The sequence below is a fragment of the Lichenibacterium ramalinae genome (assembly GCF_004137085.1).
GTDB lineage: Bacteria > Pseudomonadota > Alphaproteobacteria > Rhizobiales > Beijerinckiaceae > Lichenihabitans > Lichenihabitans ramalinae.
The window spans coordinates 100559-119089 of sequence record NZ_QYBC01000005.1 but is presented as its reverse complement, the minus strand read 5'-3'; the positions used below and the strand labels follow the sequence as shown (position 1 = coordinate 119089).

17 protein-coding genes are annotated in these 18531 nt (G+C 73.9%); 10 read left to right on the top strand and 7 right to left on the bottom strand.

The genetic code is table 11. The features are described from left to right. Window positions 1-318: 318 nt before the first annotated feature. Window positions 319-2085 (top strand): DEAD/DEAH box helicase, encoded by a 1767-nt coding sequence (locus tag D3272_RS07395; protein WP_129218521.1) that lies wholly within the window; start codon window positions 319-321, stop codon window positions 2083-2085. Between the two features lie 215 nt (window positions 2086-2300). After that, window positions 2301-2588 (top strand): con-10 family general stress protein, encoded by a 288-nt coding sequence (locus tag D3272_RS07390; protein ID WP_129218520.1) that lies wholly within the window; start codon window positions 2301-2303, stop codon window positions 2586-2588. A 7-nt stretch (window positions 2589-2595) separates the two neighbouring features. Here the strand turns inward: D3272_RS07390 and D3272_RS07385 are convergent, their stop codons facing one another. After that, a complete protein-coding gene (locus D3272_RS07385) occupies window positions 2596-3672 on the bottom strand; it encodes an NAD(P)-dependent oxidoreductase (RefSeq protein WP_129218519.1) in 1077 nt (358 codons plus the stop codon). A gap of 16 nt (window positions 3673-3688) precedes the next feature. Then, window positions 3689-5446 (bottom strand): gamma-glutamyltransferase, encoded by a 1758-nt coding sequence (ggt, locus tag D3272_RS07380; protein WP_129218518.1) that lies wholly within the window; start codon window positions 5444-5446, stop codon window positions 3689-3691. Between the two features lie 148 nt (window positions 5447-5594). Between ggt and D3272_RS07375 the strand changes: the two genes are divergently transcribed. Further along, on the top strand, window positions 5595-6176 hold the full coding sequence (locus tag D3272_RS07375) for a YqaA family protein (protein ID WP_129218517.1): 582 nt from the start codon (window positions 5595-5597) through the stop codon (window positions 6174-6176). A 22-nt stretch (window positions 6177-6198) separates the two neighbouring features. Then, entirely contained in the window at window positions 6199-6708 is a 510-nt protein-coding gene (locus tag D3272_RS07370; RefSeq protein ID WP_129218516.1) for a disulfide bond formation protein B, read from the top strand. Window positions 6709-6730: 22 nt separating this feature from the next. On the opposite strand, the gene D3272_RS07365 is transcribed toward D3272_RS07370, so the two are convergent. Then, the gene (locus D3272_RS07365; RefSeq protein WP_245496433.1) at window positions 6731-7807 is read right to left on the bottom strand and encodes an alpha/beta fold hydrolase; all 1077 of its coding nucleotides are present in this window, start codon (window positions 7805-7807) and stop codon (window positions 6731-6733) included. Between the two features lie 201 nt (window positions 7808-8008). On the opposite strand from D3272_RS07365, the gene D3272_RS07360 reads away from it, so the two are divergent. Continuing rightward, window positions 8009-8389 (top strand): response regulator, encoded by a 381-nt coding sequence (locus tag D3272_RS07360; RefSeq protein ID WP_129218514.1) that lies wholly within the window; start codon window positions 8009-8011, stop codon window positions 8387-8389. Between the two features lie 244 nt (window positions 8390-8633). Next, complete coding sequence (locus tag D3272_RS07355) at window positions 8634-9005, top strand: response regulator (RefSeq protein WP_165361266.1); 372 nt, start codon at window positions 8634-8636, stop codon at window positions 9003-9005. Window positions 9006-9010: 5 nt separating this feature from the next. Here D3272_RS07355 and pdxA read toward each other — a convergent pair whose 3' ends face one another. Next, window positions 9011-9988 (bottom strand): 4-hydroxythreonine-4-phosphate dehydrogenase PdxA, encoded by a 978-nt coding sequence (gene pdxA / locus D3272_RS07350; RefSeq protein WP_129218512.1) that lies wholly within the window; start codon window positions 9986-9988, stop codon window positions 9011-9013. A gap of 133 nt (window positions 9989-10121) precedes the next feature. Here pdxA and D3272_RS07345 point away from each other — a divergent pair, with 133 nt between their 5' ends. Together D3272_RS07345 and D3272_RS07340 are read left to right on the top strand one after the other, a co-directional pair. Next, window positions 10122-10907: a 2OG-Fe dioxygenase family protein gene (locus tag D3272_RS07345; protein ID WP_129218511.1), complete on the top strand. Its 786-nt coding sequence runs from the start codon at window positions 10122-10124 to the stop codon at window positions 10905-10907. A gap of 1 nt (window position 10908) precedes the next feature. After that, complete coding sequence (locus D3272_RS07340) at window positions 10909-11649, top strand: pyridoxine 5'-phosphate synthase (protein ID WP_129218510.1); 741 nt, start codon at window positions 10909-10911, stop codon at window positions 11647-11649. Between the two features lie 25 nt (window positions 11650-11674). Here D3272_RS07340 and hisB read toward each other — a convergent pair whose 3' ends face one another. Continuing rightward, entirely contained in the window at window positions 11675-12271 is a 597-nt protein-coding gene (hisB, locus tag D3272_RS07335; RefSeq protein ID WP_129218655.1) for an imidazoleglycerol-phosphate dehydratase HisB, read from the bottom strand. A gap of 273 nt (window positions 12272-12544) precedes the next feature. Between hisB and D3272_RS07330 the strand changes: the two genes are divergently transcribed. Beyond that, a complete protein-coding gene (locus tag D3272_RS07330) occupies window positions 12545-13582 on the top strand; it encodes a DHH family phosphoesterase (protein WP_129218509.1) in 1038 nt (345 codons plus the stop codon). 255 nt (window positions 13583-13837) lie between these two features. On the opposite strand, the gene D3272_RS07325 is transcribed toward D3272_RS07330, so the two are convergent. Further along, on the bottom strand, window positions 13838-15358 hold the full coding sequence (locus tag D3272_RS07325) for a carnitine 3-dehydrogenase (protein WP_129218508.1): 1521 nt from the start codon (window positions 15356-15358) through the stop codon (window positions 13838-13840). Beyond that, window positions 15355-16248 (bottom strand): beta-keto acid cleavage family enzyme, encoded by an 894-nt coding sequence (locus D3272_RS07320; RefSeq protein WP_129218507.1) that lies wholly within the window; start codon window positions 16246-16248, stop codon window positions 15355-15357. Before D3272_RS07320 ends, D3272_RS07325 begins: the two co-directional genes overlap by 4 nt. Before the next feature lie 200 nt (window positions 16249-16448). Here D3272_RS07320 and D3272_RS07315 point away from each other — a divergent pair, with 200 nt between their 5' ends. After that, window positions 16449-18458 carry a CocE/NonD family hydrolase gene (locus tag D3272_RS07315; protein WP_245496432.1) on the top strand — a complete coding sequence of 670 codons (2010 nt, stop codon included), beginning with the start codon at window positions 16449-16451 and terminating at the stop codon, window positions 18456-18458. The last annotated feature ends 73 nt before the right edge of the window (window positions 18459-18531 follow it).

Below are 18531 nucleotides of genomic sequence, written 5' to 3'. Positions count from 1 at the left end.
AGTACGCGGGCCCGCCTTCGCAAGTGTCGGACCGCTGCGGCACCATCGATCCCGGGGGAGATCGAGCGGCGTCCTTCACCGTCATTTGGGGCACCGATGCGGCTCCGACACGGATTTGGCGGGCGGATCGGCGGTTTCTTTGGTGCCATGCGGGGCTCGCCGATTGTGCCGGGATGGCTTAAGGACCATCTCGGTCTCCATAGACGCAGTGCCCGGCATGGGCCGAAGCGTCGCAGGGCCGCGATGAGCGCGGCCGCTTCCCCATCGGCGCCAGGGTCCGACCCGCCCGCGCCGCCCTTCGAAGGCACGAAACACCGCGTGGCATTTCCTCCGACAGCTCCCTCCCTCGCACGAGCCTTGGCCGAACGCGATTACCAGGACCCGACTCCGGTCCAGTCCGCTGTGCTCGAGGCCGAGGCGGGCCGCGATCTCCTGGTCTCGGCCCAGACCGGCTCGGGCAAGACGGTGGCCTTCGGCCTCGCCATCGCGCCGACCCTGATGGGAGACGGCGACACGCTGCCGGTCGCGGCCGCGCCCCTCGCCCTCATCGTGGCGCCGACCCGCGAACTCGCCCTGCAGGTGGAGCGCGAGCTCACCTGGCTCTACAGCAAGACGGGCGCCCGCATCGTGTCCTGCGTCGGCGGCATGGACGCGCGGCGCGAGGCCCGCTCGCTGTCCTTCGGCGTCCATATCGTCGTGGGCACGCCGGGACGCCTGCGCGACCACCTGGAGCGCCGCAACCTCGATCCCTCGGCCCTGCGCGCCGTGGTGCTCGACGAGGCGGACGAGATGCTCGACCTCGGCTTCCGCGACGACCTCGAATTCATCCTGCAGACCACGCCCGAGGAGCGGCGCACGCTGCTGTTCTCCGCCACGCTGCCCAAGGGCATCGTGATGCTGGCCCAGCGCTACCAGAACGACGCTCTGCGCATCGCCGTGGCGGGCGGCGCGCGCGGCCATGCCGACATCGAATACCGCGCCGTGCGGATCGTGCCGCGCGAGGTGGAGCACGCGGTGGTCAACCTGCTGCGGTTCTACGAGCCGCCGAGTGCCCTCGTCTTCGCCAACACGCGCGAAACGGTGCGCCACCTGCAGTCGGCCCTGCTGGAGCGCGGCTTCTCCACCGTGTCGCTGTCGGGCGAGCTCAGCCAGAACGAGCGCAACCACGCACTCCAGGCCCTGCGCGACGGCCGCGCCCGGGTCTGCGTCGCCACCGACGTCGCGGCCCGCGGCATCGACCTGCCGGGGCTCGCCCTCGTGGTCCATGCCGACCTGCCCAACGACGCCGAAACGCTGCAGCACCGCTCGGGCCGTACCGGCCGCGCCGGCCGCAAGGGCGTCAGCGTCCTGCTGGTGCCGCCGGCCCGCCGCCGCCGCGCCGAAGGGCTGCTGGCCATGGCCAAGGCCGAGGCGGTCTGGGCCGCGCCGCCCACCGCCGACGAGATCCGCAAGCTCGACCAGGACCGGATGGCGCAGGACCCGCTGCTGGCCGAGGAGCCCAGCGAGGACGACCTCGCCATGGCGCGCACGCTGCTGGAGCAGCGGACGCCCGAAGAGGTCGCGGCCGCGCTGGTGCGGGTCTACCGCGCCCGCCTGCCGGCGCCCGAGGACGTCACCGATCCGGGCTCCCAGCCGCCACGGCGCCCGCGGTCCGACGCCGAACCCTTCGTGCCGCGCGAGCGGTCCGAGGGCGGCCGCGGGCCTGCCGGACACGGCGGCCAGGCCAGCCAGGAAGGCGGCGCCTGGTTCCGCATGAACATCGGGCGCCGCAACAACGCCGACCCGCGCTGGCTGCTGCCGATGCTGTGTCGCCGCGGCGGCGTCGGCAAGGGCGACATCGGCGCCATCCGGATCTTCGACCGCGAAACCAAGTTCGAGGTGCGGGACAGTGCCGCCCGGCAGTTCGCCGAGGCCGTGCGGCGGGGCGAGAATGCCGACCCGCGCATCGAGCCGGCGACCGAGGCGCCGCCGCGCCGCCCCCGCTACGAGGACGGTCCCGGCCGCGGCGCCCCGCAGGGCCACGTGCCGCGCACCGACGAGCAGGGCGCCCGCCCGCGCAAGCCGCGCCGCGAAGCCGAGGCCTGAGACACGGGCCCGCCGACCCCATGCACGCTGGGTGCGGTGCAGCATGTTTGCTGCACCGCCCAAGCTTAGCGCGACCGCGCGCCAAGTGTCCGGCAGCACGCCGGCGACCCGCCTCCGGCGCGCCGGAGTGAAGCAGGCCCGACGCTTGACAGGAACTCGCGTCTAGGCCGGGCGTTCAACGACTCACGACACACCTCTCTGTCAGCGAGCCGGCCATGCCCGAGGAAACGCAATTCGTGACACGGTCGACCCGTGGCTTTGCTTCGATGGACCTGGAGAAGCGGCGGGCCATCGCGCGCAAGGGCGGCGAAAGCGTGCCCAACGAGAAGCGCAGCTTCTCGCAGAACCATGAACTCGCCTCGCAGGCCGGACGCAAGGGCGGCCAGAGCGTCGATCCGGAGAAGCGCAGCTTCTCGCAGAACCACCGCCTCGCCGCTCAGGCCGGCCGCAAGGGCGGGCATGCCTCTCACGGCGGCACCCGCACGCTCAAGCCCGATCACTGACGGCCGACTACAGAGCCGCGCAGCCCGCGGGAAGGGCCGCGCAGCCCGCGGGACAAGCCGCGCAGCGAAGGCCGCGCACGGTTTCGGGCGCAGTCCCGCGCCGCGCCAGGCCCGCCGCGCGACCGGCCCAGGCCCCGCAGGTTTCCGGGTCCCCGGGTCCCACCCAGGCGACCGTGCGGCCTTCGGCGGCGAGCGCCAGCACGGCATCGAGGGTCGCGTCCGGTTCCGCCGGCGCCGGGATGCGCCGGGCTTCGCGGCGTCCGAGCCCCAGGACCGCGGGGGCCACGCCGGCCTCGTGCAGGACTACGTCCGCCGATTGAAGCGCCCGCACGGCGCCGAGTGTCACCTCCTCGGTCGGGCCCGGCCCGGCCCCGACGAGCAGGATGCGGCCGGCTCCGGCGGCTTCGGTCGCCTCGGCCGCCGCCATGCAGCGCAGCCGGTCGGCCTCGCGGGGCGCGCGGTCCCCGCCCTCGAGGGCCATGTCGGCGAACAGTTCCCAGAACCGCCGTCGCGCCGCGAACCCAAGCTTCAACGCCTGCAGCGGCTCGCGCCAAGCCTTGGCCGCCACCGCCCAGGCCCCGGTCTCCGCCGGCAACAGCGCCTCGATCCTGGCCCGAAGGGCCTGACCGAAGACCGGAGCCGCGCCGTCGGTCGAGATGCCGATCACCAGGGGCGAGCGCGCCACGATCGTGCCGAACTGGAAGTCGCAGAGCGGGGGCACGTCGATGACGTTGACGGGCACGCCGGCGGCCTGGGCGGCCGCCCGGAAGGCCTCGCCCTCGTCGCCCTCGAAGGCCCCGATGGCGAGGGCGGCGCCGGCGAGGTCGGCGGGCGCGAAGGCGCGACGATGCAGCGTCAGCCGCGCCGGCAGCGCATCGCAGAGCGCCTCCATCTCGGCGCAGGGCTCCGCCGCCACGACGTCCACGGCAGCGCCGGCCGCCGCCAGGAGCTCCGCCTTCCACACGGCCGGCGCGGTCCCGCCCGCCACGAGGACGCGACGCCCGGCGAGCTTGAAGAAGATCGGCAGCGTCGCCAGCGGCGCGATGGCGCCGGGCGGCTTCGGCGGGCGGCGGCCATCCGTCATGGCGGCACCGTCCCGGTCAATAGCCCGCCGCCGACCCCACGGGGTCGCGGTCGTCGTCGGCGCCGTAGAGCCGGTAGGGCTTCGGCGGCTTCGCCAGATACGGGATGGCGAGGCCGTTGCCGCCCCCGTCCTCCCCGAATAGGTCCGTGGTGATGCCGGCCGCCTGGCCCCAGGGCGCCTTCTCGCGGAACGTATAGCCGGAGGCCTCGAGGAGCCGGCGCGTGTCGGCCGACAGCGCATAGGGTTCGGTCTCCACCACGTCCGGCATCCACTGCATGTGGAAGCGCGGCGCATCGATGGCCTCCGACACCGTCATGCCGTGGTCGACGACGTTGACGATGGCTTCGAGCGTGATGGTGATGATGCGCGAGCCGCCCGGGCTGCCGATCACCATGGCGAGCTTGCCGTCCCGCGTCAGGATGGTGGGGGACATGGAGGAGATCGGCGTCTTGCCCGGTGCCACCGCGTTGGCGTCGCTGCCGACGAGGCCGAACTGGTTCGAGGCCCCGGATTTCGCGGCGAAATCGTCCATCTCGTTGTTCATCAGCACGCCCGTGCCGCCCGCGACCCGGCGCAGCCCGAACCACGAGTTCAGCGTATAGGTCACCGACACGGCATTCCCGGCCCCGTCGGCGATCGAGAATTGCGTGGTCTGCTGCCCCTCGGGCTTGGGCGGCGGCGGTGCCTCCAGCGCCGCGGACGGCGTCGCCTGGACGGCGTCGATGCCGGCCCGCAGCCGCGCCGCATAGTCCCGGTCGACGAGCTTCGCGATGTCGTTCTTCACGAAATCCGGATCGCCGAGCCCCTGGCGGTCGCGGTAGGCGCGCCGCATGGCCTCCACCATGACGTGGAGCTCGGCGGCCGAATGATAGCCCATGGCGGAAAGGTCGTAGCCTTCGAGGATCTGAAGGACCTCGCAGATCGCCACGCCTCCGGCGCTCGGCGGCGGGGCGGATTGGATGTCGTAGCCCCGGTAGGAGCAGCGCACCGGCGCGAGTTCGCGCACCCTGTAGCCCGCCATGTCGGCCGCCGTGATGATGCCCCCGCCCGCGCGGCTCGCTTCCGCGATGGCCCGGCCCACGTCGCCGCGGTAGAAGGCGTCGGCGCCGCCGGCCGCGATGGCCTCCAGCGTCGCGGCGAGGTTTGCCTGCACCAGCCGCTCCCCCACCGCATAGGGCTTGCCGCCGTGGGTGAAGATCGCCGCGGTGGCGGGGTCGGCGGCGAAGTCGGGCGCGCCGAGCTGCAGCAGGCTCGTGTCGGCGGGCGCCAGCACGAAGCCGTCGCGGGCCAGCCGGATCGCCGGCGCGACGAGCGCGGCGCGCGGCTTCGTGCCGTAATGGTCGCGCGCCCATTCGAGGCCCGCCACCGTGCCGGGGACGCCCACGGCGAGCCAGGTGTCGGTGGAGCGGCCCTTCACGACGGCGCCGGACGCGTCCTGGAACATGGTGGCGGTGGCGGCCGCGGGCGCCTTCTCGCGCATGTCGACGAAGGCCGCGCGGCCATCGGCGAAGCGGATGTTCATGAAGCCGCCGCCGCCGAGGTTGCCGGCCGCCGGGAACACCACCGCCAGCGCGTAGCCCACCGCCACGGCGGCGTCGACGACGTTGCCGCCGTCCTTCAGGACCTGGGCGCCCACCTCGGAGGCGAGATGCTGGGCCGTCACCACCATGCCGTGGTCCGCCCCGACCGGCGCGGGCGCGGCGGCGGCGGCCGGCGAGGCGACGGCCGGCAGGGCGGCGAGGACCGCCAGGGCGAGGGCGAGGGGTCGGCGCATGGCATGGAGTCTCGCGAGGGCCGTGCAAGCGGGCCCGACGCGCCAGGGTCTGGACCCAATCGGTCGGGCTGACAAGATGGCGCGCGGGCGCCGGGTCGGGTGCCGGGCCGCCATGGACTTCCCCCGCCCCCTCCTCTAAGCCCGCCCCATGTTCAAGAGCATCTATCGCTGGACCCTCGCGCTGTCCCAGAGCCGCCACGCGCCCCTGGCGCTGGGGGCCGTGGCCTTCGCGGAAAGCTCCTTCTTCCCCGTGCCGCCGGACCTCATCCTGGTGCCGATGGCGCTCGCCCGGCCGCAGCGGGCCTGGGCCTATGCCACGATCTGCACGGTGGCGTCGGTGCTGGGCGGCATGCTGGGCTACGCCATCGGGGCGCTGCTCTACGACACGGTCGGCCAGTGGCTCATCGCCGTCTACCACTATGCCGACAAGATGGAGGCGATGCGGGCCGCCTATGCCCAGTGGGGCTGGCTGCTGATCCTCATCAAGGGCCTGACGCCGATCCCCTACAAGCTCGTCACCATCGTGAGCGGCCTGCTGGGCTACAATTTCGGGCTCTTCGTGCTGCTGTCGATCATCACGCGCGGGGCACGCTTCTTCATCCTGGCGGGGCTGCTCAACCGCTTCGGCGACCCGATCCGCGGCGCGCTCGAACGTCACTTCGCCGCTATCCTGATCGGCTTCATCCTGCTGATCGTGGTGGGCTTCTACGTGGCCACCCACGTCATCTGAAGCGTCGGGGGAAGCGGCCGGCATGAGCGACATCTCCAGGGCACCGGCATGGCGCGACGGGCCCGCGCTGGCCGCCGGGGGCGTGGCGCTCGCCAGCTTCCTCACCATCGCGGCGGTGTGGACGCTGCAGGCCCGCGGCTACACGCCCTGCGAACTCTGCCTCAAGGAACGCGTCCCGTTCTACATCGGGCTTCCGGTCGCGGCGCTGCTCGCCGTCCTGGGCCGGCGGCTCCCCCGCGGCGCGTCGCGGGCGGGCTTCGCCCTGCTCGCCCTGGCCTTCGCGGCCGGCGCCGCGCTGGGCGCCTACCATGCCGGCGTGGAATGGCACCTGTGGGCGGGGCCGACGGGCTGTTCGGGCGCCGCCGACGCGCCGTCCGACGTGGCGGATTTGCTGAAGGCGCTCGACCACGTCAACGTGGTGCGCTGCGACGAGGCGGCGCTCGCCGTGCTGGGGCTGTCGCTCGCGGCCTGGAACGCCCTGCTGTCCGCCGCCCTGGCCATCCTCGCCATCCTGGGGCTACGCCGCGCCTGACGTCGCGGACCCGGCATCGCCGTCAGGTCGATCCCGGCACGAAGGCGTCGAAGGCGGCCCAGAACTGGCGCCGGAAGGCGTCGCGCTCCATGAGGATCTCGTGGCGGGAGCCCGGCACCGTCACGGCGCGGCTGGCCCGCAGGCGCGACAGCAGCCTTTCGGTGGCGCGGGGCTCGACGACGCGGTCGAGGCCCGGCACCACGGCCAGCACGGGGGTGCGCATGCGCTCGGCGAAGTCGTCGCGATGCAGCCGGGCCATGGCGGTGAAGGCGGCGTGCAGCCAGCCCAGCGTCGGGGCCCCGACGACGAGGCGGGGCTCGACCCGCAGGTAGTCGAGCACGGCATGGTAGCGCGTCTCGTCCGAGGTGAGCAGGTTCTCCTCGAAGGCGCGGAACAGCATGGCGCGCCCGCGACCGCCGGGCACGAAGCTGCGCGCCAGCCCGCCGTAGCGGCAGAGCCGCGCCAGCGCCCGCGCCGTCGCGGCGAAGGGGAGGCGGGCGATCTCCACCATGGGAGCCGAAAGCACCAGCCGGTGGAACAGGTCGGGCCGGTCCGCCGCCGCGTTGAGGGCGATGGCGCCCCCCATGGAATGGGCGAGGCCGAACCACGGCCGGGGGCAGAACGGCGCCATCACCTGCTCGGCCACGGCGACGAGGTCGCCCTCGTAATCGGTGAAATGCTCGACGTGGCCCTTCATGGCATTGCGGAGCGGGCGTTGCGACAGGCCCTGCCCGCGCCAGTCGAAGACCACGACGGCGAAGCCGCGCTCCCGCAGATCGGCCACGACGGGGAAGTACTTCTCGATGAACTCGCTCCGGCCCGTGCAGATCAGCACGGTCCCGGCCGGGTGCGCCGTCGCGGAGATCTCCGGGGCCGGCCAGCGGGCCGCCCGGATGGCGACCCCACCGCTGCGGACCGGGACCACGATGCCGCCGGGCGGGACCGGATGGCCGGCATCGACGAGGTGGAAGGGGTGTTCGCCGGACCGGTGGCCGCGGTCGGCGGCCGGCCGGGGCCCGCCGCCCCGCAAGCCCGGCAGGGCGGGCCTGAACCAGCTCCCCCACCTCGAACCCGCCGTGGGATTGACGCTCTGCGACACGCTCACCCTCATTCCGCCCCACCCGTCCACGGTCGCCCGCTTCGACCTCGCCCGACCCGCTCTCCCGCGGGAACAAGCCCGCCCGGCCGGGTGCGGTTCCGACAGGGGAGATCCGCGGGAGCCGAAGGCCGGGCGGCGGGCCGGGTCGATGAAGCCCGGCCCGCCTGAGGAACATTGTCGCGCCTTGGGCGTAGGCCGTCCATGACTCAAACATCCCCTCCCGGCCGGGCCGTGGTCCTCATCGTGGAGGACGAGCCGATCGTCAGGATGATGGTCATCGATTTGTTCGAAGACGAGGGCTTCGAGGTGCTGGAGGCCGCCACCGGCGACCAGGCCCTCACGATCTTCGACGAACGCCGCGACGTGGCGTTGCTCTTCACCGACGTCGAGATGCCGGGCAAGGTCGACGGCTACGCTCTGGCCCATTGGGTCCACGCCAACCGACCGGCCGTGAAGACCGTCATCGTGTCGGGGCGCGCCATGCCGAATGCCGGCGACATGCCCGAGGGTGCGACCTTCGTGGGCAAGCCCTACGATCACGACGACGTGATGCGCCGCATCCAGACCATGATGGCGAGCTGACGCCGGGCGTGTTTCGGGCTGTCGCCGACCCGGGCCAGATCCGCCGCGCGAGCCGGCCCACCGGGATGGCGGGCGAGACTCCGCGCGTCGGATCGGCATGGCCGGCGGGACGGCGGCGCCGCTGCCGGGTTCGCCCCTCCGCATCGGCAGGCTGGTTCACGCGTTGTCCGGGCGAACGTCGCGCACCGGCCGGTCGGCCGGCCCGGACGGAGGCGACGGCCGGATACGGGACCGAGGCAGGACCATGAACCAGACGACCGTGACCCGGACCACCGTGCTGATCGTCGAGGACGACCTCGAACTCTCCCGCATGGCGCGCGACATGGTGGAGGAATGCGGCCTCGAAGCCCTCGAATGCGCCAGCGGCCAGGCCGCCCACGACCAACTCGCTGCCCGGGCCCACGACATCCGGGCGCTCTTCACCGACGTCGCGCTCGGCGATTCCATCGACGGCGTCGCCCTCGCCCTGACGACGGCGGAGCGCTACCCGTGGATCAGCATCTGCGTCACCTCGGGCCAGTCGGCCACCCGGCCCGACGCCCTGCCGCTGAAGGTGCGCTTCATCTCCAAGCCGTGGCGCGCCGCCGAGGTCCTGGCCTTCGTCGAAGGGGCCTGACCCGGTCAGGAGCCCGTCATCGCCACCGCCTGACGGAACGCGGCCCTGAGGCTGGCGTGATCGGCCCGGCCCGAGCCGGCGATGTCGAAGGCCGTGCCGTGGTCGACGCTGGTCCGCACGAAGGGCAGGCCCACCGTGATGTTCACGCCCTCGTCGATGCCGAGGTACTTCACCGGGATCAGGCCCTGGTCGTGGTACTGCGCCACCACGACGTCGAACTCGCCGCGCCGCGCCCGCATGAAGACGGTGTCGCCCGGCCAGGGGCCGGAAGCGTCGATGCCGTCGGCCCGCGCCCGGGCGACCGCCGGTGCGATGACGTCGCGCTCCTCCGACCCGAACAGGCCGTTCTCGCCCGCGTGGGGGTTTAGCCCCGCGACGGCGACGCGCGGCCGGGCGACGCCGAAGGCCCGCGTGGCGCTGTCGGCGAGGCGGATGGCGCGGCTCTCGGTCTCGGGCGTCACGGCCCGCACGGCCTCGGCCAGCGACAGGTGGATGGACACCAGGAGCACCCGCAGGTCGGCATTGGCCAGCATCATGGCGAAATCGGCCGTGCCGGTGCGGGCGGCCAGGATCTCGGTGTGGCCCGGGTAGCCGATGCCGGCGGCCCGCAGCGCATCCTTGTTGATCGGCGCCGTGACGATGGCGGCGATGCGCCCCGCCGCGGCGTCGTCGATGGCCCGGACCACGGCCCCATAGGCGCCGGCGCCGGCCTCCGCCGACACCCGGCCCAAGGGCGGCAGCGCGGCGAGGCGGCCGGCGGCGATCACCGGGACGGTGCCGGGCGGCAGGGCGGCGGCGTCGGACGGCGCGTCGACCTCGGCGAAGCGCAGGTCGACCGCGGCGTCGGCGGCGCCCCGGCGCAGGGCGGCGAGGTCGCCGTAGACCAGCGCGGGCCGTTCCGGGCCCTCGGCGAAGAACCGCGCCACGATCTCGGGACCGATGCCGGCGGCGTCGCCCATGGTGATGCCGATCGGCGCTTTCATCCGGCCCCTGCCTCCGCTATGCCCTGCTCTCCGTATCAAAGCGCCGCCGCCCGCACCATATGCCGCCGGGATCGGGGCGCGACCGGGCCGGGTCGCCCCGGGGATCCGCCCGAAGCCGGAGGCTTGTGGAGCCATGTCCGAGACCCGCGCCGCCGAATCCCGCGTCGCTGCAGTGCCGGCCCCCGACGCCGATGCCGTCGTCGGCGGCCTCGTCGCCGACGGCTATGCCTTCGTGCCGGGCGGGGCCATGCGGCGCCTCGCCGAGGCCGCCGGCGGGACCGATTGGCCCGACTACGCGGCGAGCTGGGACGACCTCGGCCCCGACCGGTTCATGGCGGATGGCGGGACCTACCGGAAGCGCCGCTTCGCCTGCTTCGCCGTGACGGCGGCCAGCCTCGCCCTGAAGCCGCCCCGGCCGCATTTTCAGACGCGCGACAACAACCCGCTCAACGGCGGCGTGGCCCGCACCTTCGAGCCCGTCCGCGACGGCATCGCGTTCCACCCCATGAACCGCGCCCTGGTGGCGACCTGCCTGCGGGTCTTCGAGGCCGCGACGCCCGCCGGCGCCGCCCCCGCCGCCTGGCATGCCGAGATGCACCAGTTCCGCATCGAGGCGCGCGCCGGCGAGAGCGGCCAGCCGACGCCCGAGGGCCTGCACCGCGACGGCGTCGACTGGGTGCTGGTGATGATGGTGCGGCGCGAGAACGTCGCCGAGGGTCAGAGCACCATCGCGGATGCCGAGCGGCGGCCGCTGCGGACCGAGACGCTGGCGGCGCCCTTCGATGCCTCGCTGGTGGACGACCGGCGCGTCTTCCACGGCGTCAGCCCCATCACGGCGCGGGATCCCGCGCGGCCCGCCTTCCGCGACGTCCTGGTGCTGACGTTCCGGGCCGACGACGCATCCGACGGGGAGGCATGACATGGCCAGGCTGAGCGTCAACCTCAACAAGATCGCGCTGCTGCGCAACTCGCGCCGCACCGGCGTGCCCGACGTGCTGCGCTTCGGCCGGCTGGCCCACGAGGCCGGCGCCCACGGCCTCACCGTCCATCCCCGCCCGGACGAGCGCCACATCCGCCGCTCGGACGTGCCGGCTCTGGCCGCCCTGATGGCGCCCTGGCGCCCGGCCTTCGAGTTCAACATCGAGGGCTATCCCGACGAGGATTTCATGAGCCTCGTCGAGAGCGTGCGGCCCGAACAATGCACCCTGGTGCCGGACGCGCCCGACACGTTCACCTCCGAGGAGGGCTGGCGCTTCGACGGCGCACGGGCCGGCATCCTGCGGGACGCCGTGGCGCGGCTGAAGCGCTGCGGTTCCCGAGCCGTGGTCTTCGTGGACCCCGACCCCGCCGCCGCGGAGGCCGCGGCCGCCGTCGGCGCGCAGGGGATCGAGATCTACACCGGCGGCTACGGCGCGGCCTTCGGCCGGGGCGACGCCACCGCGCTGCTCGACCGCTGCGCCGAGACGGGCCGGCGCGCGGCGGCGCTGGGGCTCGTGGTCAACGTCGGCCACGACCTCAACCTCCACAACCTTCCCCCGCTCGTCGCGGCGCTGCCGGGTCTCGCCGAAGCCTCGATCGGCCACGAACTGACGGCCGACGCATTGGAGATGGGCTGGGCCGCCGCCATCGCGGCCTATCGGGGGGCGCTGGCGGGCGGCTGAAGCCGGCCGGCCTCCGGCGGCGCTGTCAGCCGCCGCCGAGCGTTCCCTTCGTCGAGGGGATGCGGTCCTGCGTGCGCGCGTCGATGGCGACGGCCTCGCGCATGGCCCGCGCCACGCCCTTGAAGCAGCTCTCGGCCATGTGGTGGTCGTTGAGCCCGTAGAGGGTCTCGACATGCAGCGTCATGGCCGAATGCACGGCCAGCGCCTGGAAGAACTCGCGCACCAGCTGCGTGTCGAACGTGCCGATCTTGCCGGTGTAGAACACCGTGCGGAACACCAGAAAGGGGCGGCCGGAGAAGTCCAGCGCCACCCGGGTCAGGCACTCGTCCATGGCGAGGTGGCAATCGGCGTAGCGCCGGATGCCGCGCTTGTCGCCGAGCGCCTGGGCGATGGCCTGGCCGAGCGCGATGCCGGTGTCCTCCACGGTGTGGTGGTCGTCGATGTGGAGGTCGCCCGTGGCCTCGACCTCGAGGTCGAAGAGCGCGTGCCGGGCGATCTGGTCGAGCATGTGGTCGAAGAAACCGACCCCGGTGTTGATCTTGGCCGTTCCGGTGCCGTCGAGGTCCACGGCGACGCGGATCGCCGTCTCGTTGGTCTTGCGCTCTACACTGGCCCGCCGCATCGCATCCCCTTCCCCTGCCCCGTCGTCGCGCCGCATCAGCGGCACCGGGCGGCAAAAGGCAAGCGCTCCCTGCCGGGCCGTCGGAGTCTGCGGAGGACGGCCGGTTCGCCCGGGTGTCGGTGACGGGATGCCGGCTTCCCGGCGAACGGGCGGCCGGTTCCCGACGTCGTCGGCGGGCGTTCGGTCACGGATCCGGTCCCTCCACCGGCCGTGAGGCGATCCGCCCCGGGAACGCCGCCGCGGCGCCGCCGTTCCCGACCCACGGAGGCGCGCATGGCGACGGATACGGGTGAAGCGTTCAGGGCGGCGCTGGCGGGTTTCGATCCCGGCCGGCCGGTCGCGATCCTCTGCCACAACGACGCCGACGGCCTGTCGGCCGGTGCGCTCTTCCAGCATGCGCTCGGCCGCGCCGGGCGCGACGCCACGCTGCGCGTCGTCGGGCGGGGCGAAAGCGCCTGGTCGGACGAGATGCGGGCGGAGTTCGCGGGCCGTGCGGTGGCGGGTTTCGTGGTGGGCGACCTCGGCACGCGGGCGGAAGCCGTGCTGCCCGGCGTGCCGACGATCGTGGTCGACCACCACGTGCCCCGCGGCCCCGCCGAGGCCGCCGATGGCGTGACGGTGCTGTCCGGCTATGCCGAGGACCCGGTGCCGACCACGAGCCTCATGGCCTTCCGCTGCGCGGCCGCGCTGGCGCCCGCCGAGGACCTGCTGTGGCTCTGCGCCGTGGGCCTGGTCGGCGACCTCGGCGACAAGGCGCCCTTCCCCGAACTGGCGGCGGCGAAGAAGCTCTACACCGCCACGGCCATCCGGGAGGTGGTGTCGCTCGTCAACGCGCCCCGCCGCACCGCCACGGGCGACTACGGCCCGGCCCTGGACCTCCTCCTCGCCGCCGACAACCCGAAGGACCTCCTGTCCGGCCGCCATCCCGGCCTGGAGGCGCTGCAGGCCGCGCGCGAGGAGGTGAAGGCGGCCCTGGAGGCGGCCAAGCGCGTGCCGCCGCGCATCGTCGGCGACATCGCCCTGATCGGGCTCGATTCGGGCTGCCAGATCCACCCTCTGGTGGCGCAGGCCTGGCGCCAGCGGCTCAAGGACAAGGTGGTGCTGGCGGCGAACCACGGCTATCGCCCGGGCTGGGTGCATTTCGCGGCCCGCACCGCCCTCGACAGGAACCTCATCGCCTTCCTGCGCGGCGTCGCCCCGCCCGGCGCCGACGAGAACTACGGCGGCGGCCACGAGCAGGCCAGCGGCGGCGCCCTGCGGCTCGCGGACTGGCCCGTCTTCCTGCGCAACATCGGCTTCCCGGCCGCGTGACGGAGCGGCGCAGGACGGGGGCCGCCGGTCTCGTCCCGCGTCGGCCCGGAGCGCTGGAACTGTCCGTGGAGCTCAGCGGGCGAGGCGGCCGACGCCGCGAAGGGCAGCCTTCGTCGGGCAGCGCGAAGCCTTTGCTGAGCGCGCTTTCCCATGGCGCACTCGCTTGCAGGGGTCGACCATGGGGCTCAGGTTACGTCTGCTTCTCCCGACCGGGAAGGCAGGCGGGATCGCGTGGGCGGGCCCACGCCATCCTGCTCAGGCCCGCCCGATGCCCCGCCCCGCCCCCTCCGGCCGCGGCAGCCCGGCGTGGTCCCGCGCCAGCGCCGCCATGGCGTCCCGCACCGCGCCCGAGGCCACGACGCTGCGCCCCGCCGCCGTATCGACATGGAGCAGCATCTGCTCGGCGCTGGCCAGCAGCGTCCCGTCGCCGGCCCGGCAGAGGCGGTGGAACAGGTGGAGCCGCTTGCCGTCCGCCGCCATCACCTGCGTGGTCACGGCCAGCGCCTCGCCCTCGTGCGCCTCGCCCCGGTGGGCGAGATGCGTCTCGACCGTGTAGAAGCTGCGCTTCCCCGCCAGATAGGCGGCGTCGACGCCGATCCGCGCCAGCAGCGCGTCGGTGGCGTCGCCGAAGCACTGCAGGTAGCGGTGCTCCGTCATGTGGCCGTTGTAGTCGATCCAGTCGGGCGGGACCGTCCCCGCCCAGGTCGACACGGGGGCGGCATCGGGGGATGGGGCCTCGGAGGGTGGGGCCTCGGAGGGTGGGGCATCGGGGGATGCGGCCCGCCCCGCCAGGGCCCGCTCGTGCGCCGCCACCACGGCACCGGCGGCATAATCCTGGTCGCGCAGGGCCGACAGCACCGCCACGAGGCAATCGTCGCGCCTGCGCTCGAGGTCGCGGATCGCGGCGCCGGCCGCCTGCGCGTCGGATTGTTCGGAGACGCGATCCACCAGCGCATCCGTCAGCTCGGGCGCCACCAGCCTGGTCCAGGGCAGTTTCAGCGCGGGGCCGAACTGCGCCAGGAAGTGGCGCATCCCCGCCTCGCCCCCCGCCAGCCGGTAGATCAGGAAGGTTCCCATGAAGCTCCAGCGCAGGCCGGCGCCGTAGCGGATGGCGTCGTCGATCTCCTCCGTCGTGGCGACCCCGTCGGCGACCAGCCACAGCGCCTCGCGCCACAGGGCCTCGAGCAGCCGGTCGGCCACGAAGCCGTCGACCTCCTTGCGCACCCGCAGCACCCGCATGCCGATCCGCCCGTAGAGGGCGGCGGCGCGGTCCAGCGCGGCGGGGTCGGTCCGCGCGCCGCCGCAGACCTCGACCAGCGGCAACAGGTAGACGGGGTTGAACGGGTGGCCGACGACGAGGCGCTCCGGATGCGCCATGCCGGCGGCGAGGCGGCTCGGCAGCAGGCCCGACGTCGAGGTGGCGACGACCGCCTCGGGCCGGGCGGCGCGGTCGATCTCGCCGAGCACCCGCACCTTCAGCGCTTCGACCTCGGGCAGGCTTTCGACGATGAAGTCGGCGTCCGCCACGGCCTCGGCCAGCGTGGCGGCGATCCGCAGCCGTCCTTCCGGCACCGCCACCCCCGGCATGAGCTTCGCCTGCGCCCGGCGGGCATGGTCCAGAACGGCCTCGAGCTTGCGGGCGAGGTCGGGATCGGGGTCGAAGACCGCGCAATCATGGCCGTTCAGCAGGAACCGCGCCGCCCAGCCGGCGCCGATGACGCCGCCGCCGACGAGGCCGACGGTTTCGCGCGGGCCCATGGTGTCGTCGGCCATCATGCCGGGCTCCGCAGCTTCAGGAGGTCGCGCGTCGCGGCCGGGCCCATGACGGAGGCGCCCATGGCGGTGAGGATCGTGGCGGCGCGCTCGACCAGCGCGCCGTTGCTGGCGAGCACGCCGCGGTCGAGCCACAGGTTGTCCTCGAGCCCGACCCGGACGTTGCCGCCGGCCAGCGCCGCCATGGCGACGAAGGGCAGCTGGCGCCGGCCGATGGAAAAGGCGCTGAACACGGCGCCGGCCGGCAGGCGGTGGGTGAGCGCCATCAGCGTCAGCGGGTCGTCGGGCGCGCCGTAGGGGATGCCGAGGCAGAGCTGGATCATCGCCGGGCCGTCGATCAGCCCCTCCTTCACCAGATCGTTCACGAAGACCAGGTGGCCGGCGTCGAAGACTTCGAGTTCCGGCCGGACGCCGAGCGCCTGCACCTGCCGCGCCATGGCGCGCAGCGTCGCGGGCGTGTTGGTCATGACGTAGTCGCCGAGCGCGAAGTTCATCGTGCCGCAGTCGAGCGTGCAGATCTCGGGCAGGAGTTCCGCCACATGGGCGAGGCGCTCGGTCGGCCCCACCATGTCGGTGCCGGCGGGGTCGAGCGGCAGGGGCTGCTCGCCGGAGCCGAAGACGATGTCGCCGCCCATGCCGGCGGTGAGGTTGAGGATGATGTCGGTGCCGGAGTCCCGCACCCGCTGCACCACCTCGCGATAGAGGGGCAGCGCGCGCGACGCCCGGCCGGTCTCGGGGTCGCGGACGTGGATGTGGGCGATGGCGGCACCGGCCTTCGCGGCCTCGACCGCTGCCTCGGCGATCTGCTTGGGCGTCACCGGCACGTGCGGGCTGCGCCCCGCCGTGTCGCCGGCCCCCGTGACCGCGCAGGTGATGAAGACATTGGGGTTCATGCGGCGGCTCCCGGGTCCCGATGCTGCGAGGATCGCGCGGGAGCGGCAGGCCGGCTCGACGGGCCGCGACGCTTCGCTGGCCGGTTTGCGACGTTCCCGGCCGATCTTCGCGCGCGCCTCGCCCCGGCACGCCGTCCCCCCCTTGCCACCACACCCGGAACGCCGCGATCCTGGCGGCGGGACAGCGGGGGAGAAGCGACGTGGAGCAAGCCGAAGGCCACGAGGTCGACGTGACCGAGCACCTGTGGATCCCGCTCGCCGACGGCACGCGGCTCGCCGCCCGGATGTGGCGGCCCCGGGTCGCCGGCCCGGTGCCGGCCGTGCTCGAATACATCCCCTACCGCAAGCGCGACGGCACGCGCGGGCGCGACGAACCCATGCACGGCGCCTTCGCCGCCGCCGGTTTCGCGGCGCTGCGCGTCGACATGCGCGGCTCGGGCGAGTCCGACGGGCTGCTCGACGACGAATACCTCGCGCAGGAGCAGGAGGACGCGCTCGCCGTCATCGCCTGGATCGCCGCCCAGCCCTGGTGCTCGGGACGCGTCGGCATGATGGGCAAGAGCTGGGGCGGCTTCAACGCCCTGCAGGTGGCGGCCCGGCGCCCGCCGGCGCTGAAGGCCATCGTCACGGTCTGCTCCACCGACGACCGCTTCGGCGACGACATCCACTACAAGGGTGGCTGCCTGCTCAACGACAACCTGTGGTGGGGCGCCATCATGCTGGCCTACCAGGGCAGGCCGCCCGACCCCGCCCTGCGCCCCGACTGGCGCGAGCGCTGGCTGGAGCGTCTCGACGCCATGCCGTTCTGGCCGGCCCTGTGGCTCGCCCACCCGACGCGCGACGGCTATTGGCGCCACGGCTCGGTCTGCGAGGACTGGGACGCCATCGCGGTCCCGGTGCTGGCCGTCGGCGGCTACGGCGACGCCTACACGGATGCGGTGCCGCGCCTCGTCGCCAACCTCCGGGTGCCGCGCCTCGGCCTCGTCGGACCCTGGGCCCACATCTACCCGCAGGACGGAAGCCCCGGCCCGGCCGTCGACTTCCTGGGGGAATGCATCCGCTGGTGGGACCAGTGGCTCAAGGGACAGGACACCGGCGTCCTGCAGGAGCCCGCCATGCGGGCCTTCGTCGAGGACTGGCAGGCGCCCTCGGCGACGCGCGCGGTGTCGGCGGGCCGCTTCGTCGGCGAGGCGGCATGGCCGAGCCCGGCGATCCGGCCCCGCGACTTCCACCTCGCGCCGGGGCGCCTCGCCGAGGGCGCGTCGGAGCCCGGCGCGCTGTCGTTCCGCTCGCCGCCCTGGACGGGGACGGGCGGCGGCGAATGGATGGGCACCGGCGTTCCCGGCGAACGGCCGACCGACCAGCGCCTCGACGACGGGCTGTCGCTCTGCTTCGACACCGACATCCTGGACGCGCCCATCGAGATCCTCGGCAACCCGAGCGTCGACCTGCGGCTGTCGTCCGACACCCCGCAGGCCCAGCTCGCCGTGCGGCTCTGCGACGTCGCGCCGGACGGGTCCTCGCTCCGGGTCTCCTACGCGGTGCTGAACCTGTCGCACCGGGACGGCTCGGAGGCGCCGCGCCCGCTCGTGCCCGGCGAGGCCGTGCGGGTGAGGCTCACGCTCAAGATGTGCGGCCACCGCGTGCCGGCCGGCCACCGGCTGCGGCTCGCGCTGTCCACCGCCTATTGGCCGCTCGTGTGGCCGGCGCGCGACGCCGCGACCCTGACGGTCGAGACCGGGCCGAGCCTGTTGTCGCTGCCGCTTCGGTCCCCCGGCGCGGATGGGCCCGCCGTCGCCTTGGCGCCGCCCCGCCAGGGCCCGGCGACGCCGGCGACCCGGCTCGCCGAAGGCCGGGCCGCGCGACGCGTGAGCTTCGACCTCCTCGCCGACACCGCCACCGTGGTGACGGAGGGCGAGGGCGGGCTGTTCGGCGAGGGCGTGATGCGGTGGGACGCCATCGGCACCGAGCTGTCGCACGACCTCACCCGCACTCTCACGCTCGGCCGCGACCCACTTTCGGCCGAGACCCGCATCGTCCAGCGCTACGCCATGGGCCGGGAGGGCTGGCGCATCCGCATCGAGACCGAGACGGCGATGGCCTGCGATGCCGCGTGCTTCACCATCACGGGCGAGCTGCGCGCCTTCGAGAACGACACGCTCGTCCGCACCCGGACATGGCGCGAGCGCGTGCCGCGCCGCGACGTGTGAGCCGGGCCGGCGCGGGTGCCGGCGTCACACCTGCCCGCAGGCCGCACCGCTGCGGTGCGGCAGCGATCGGCGT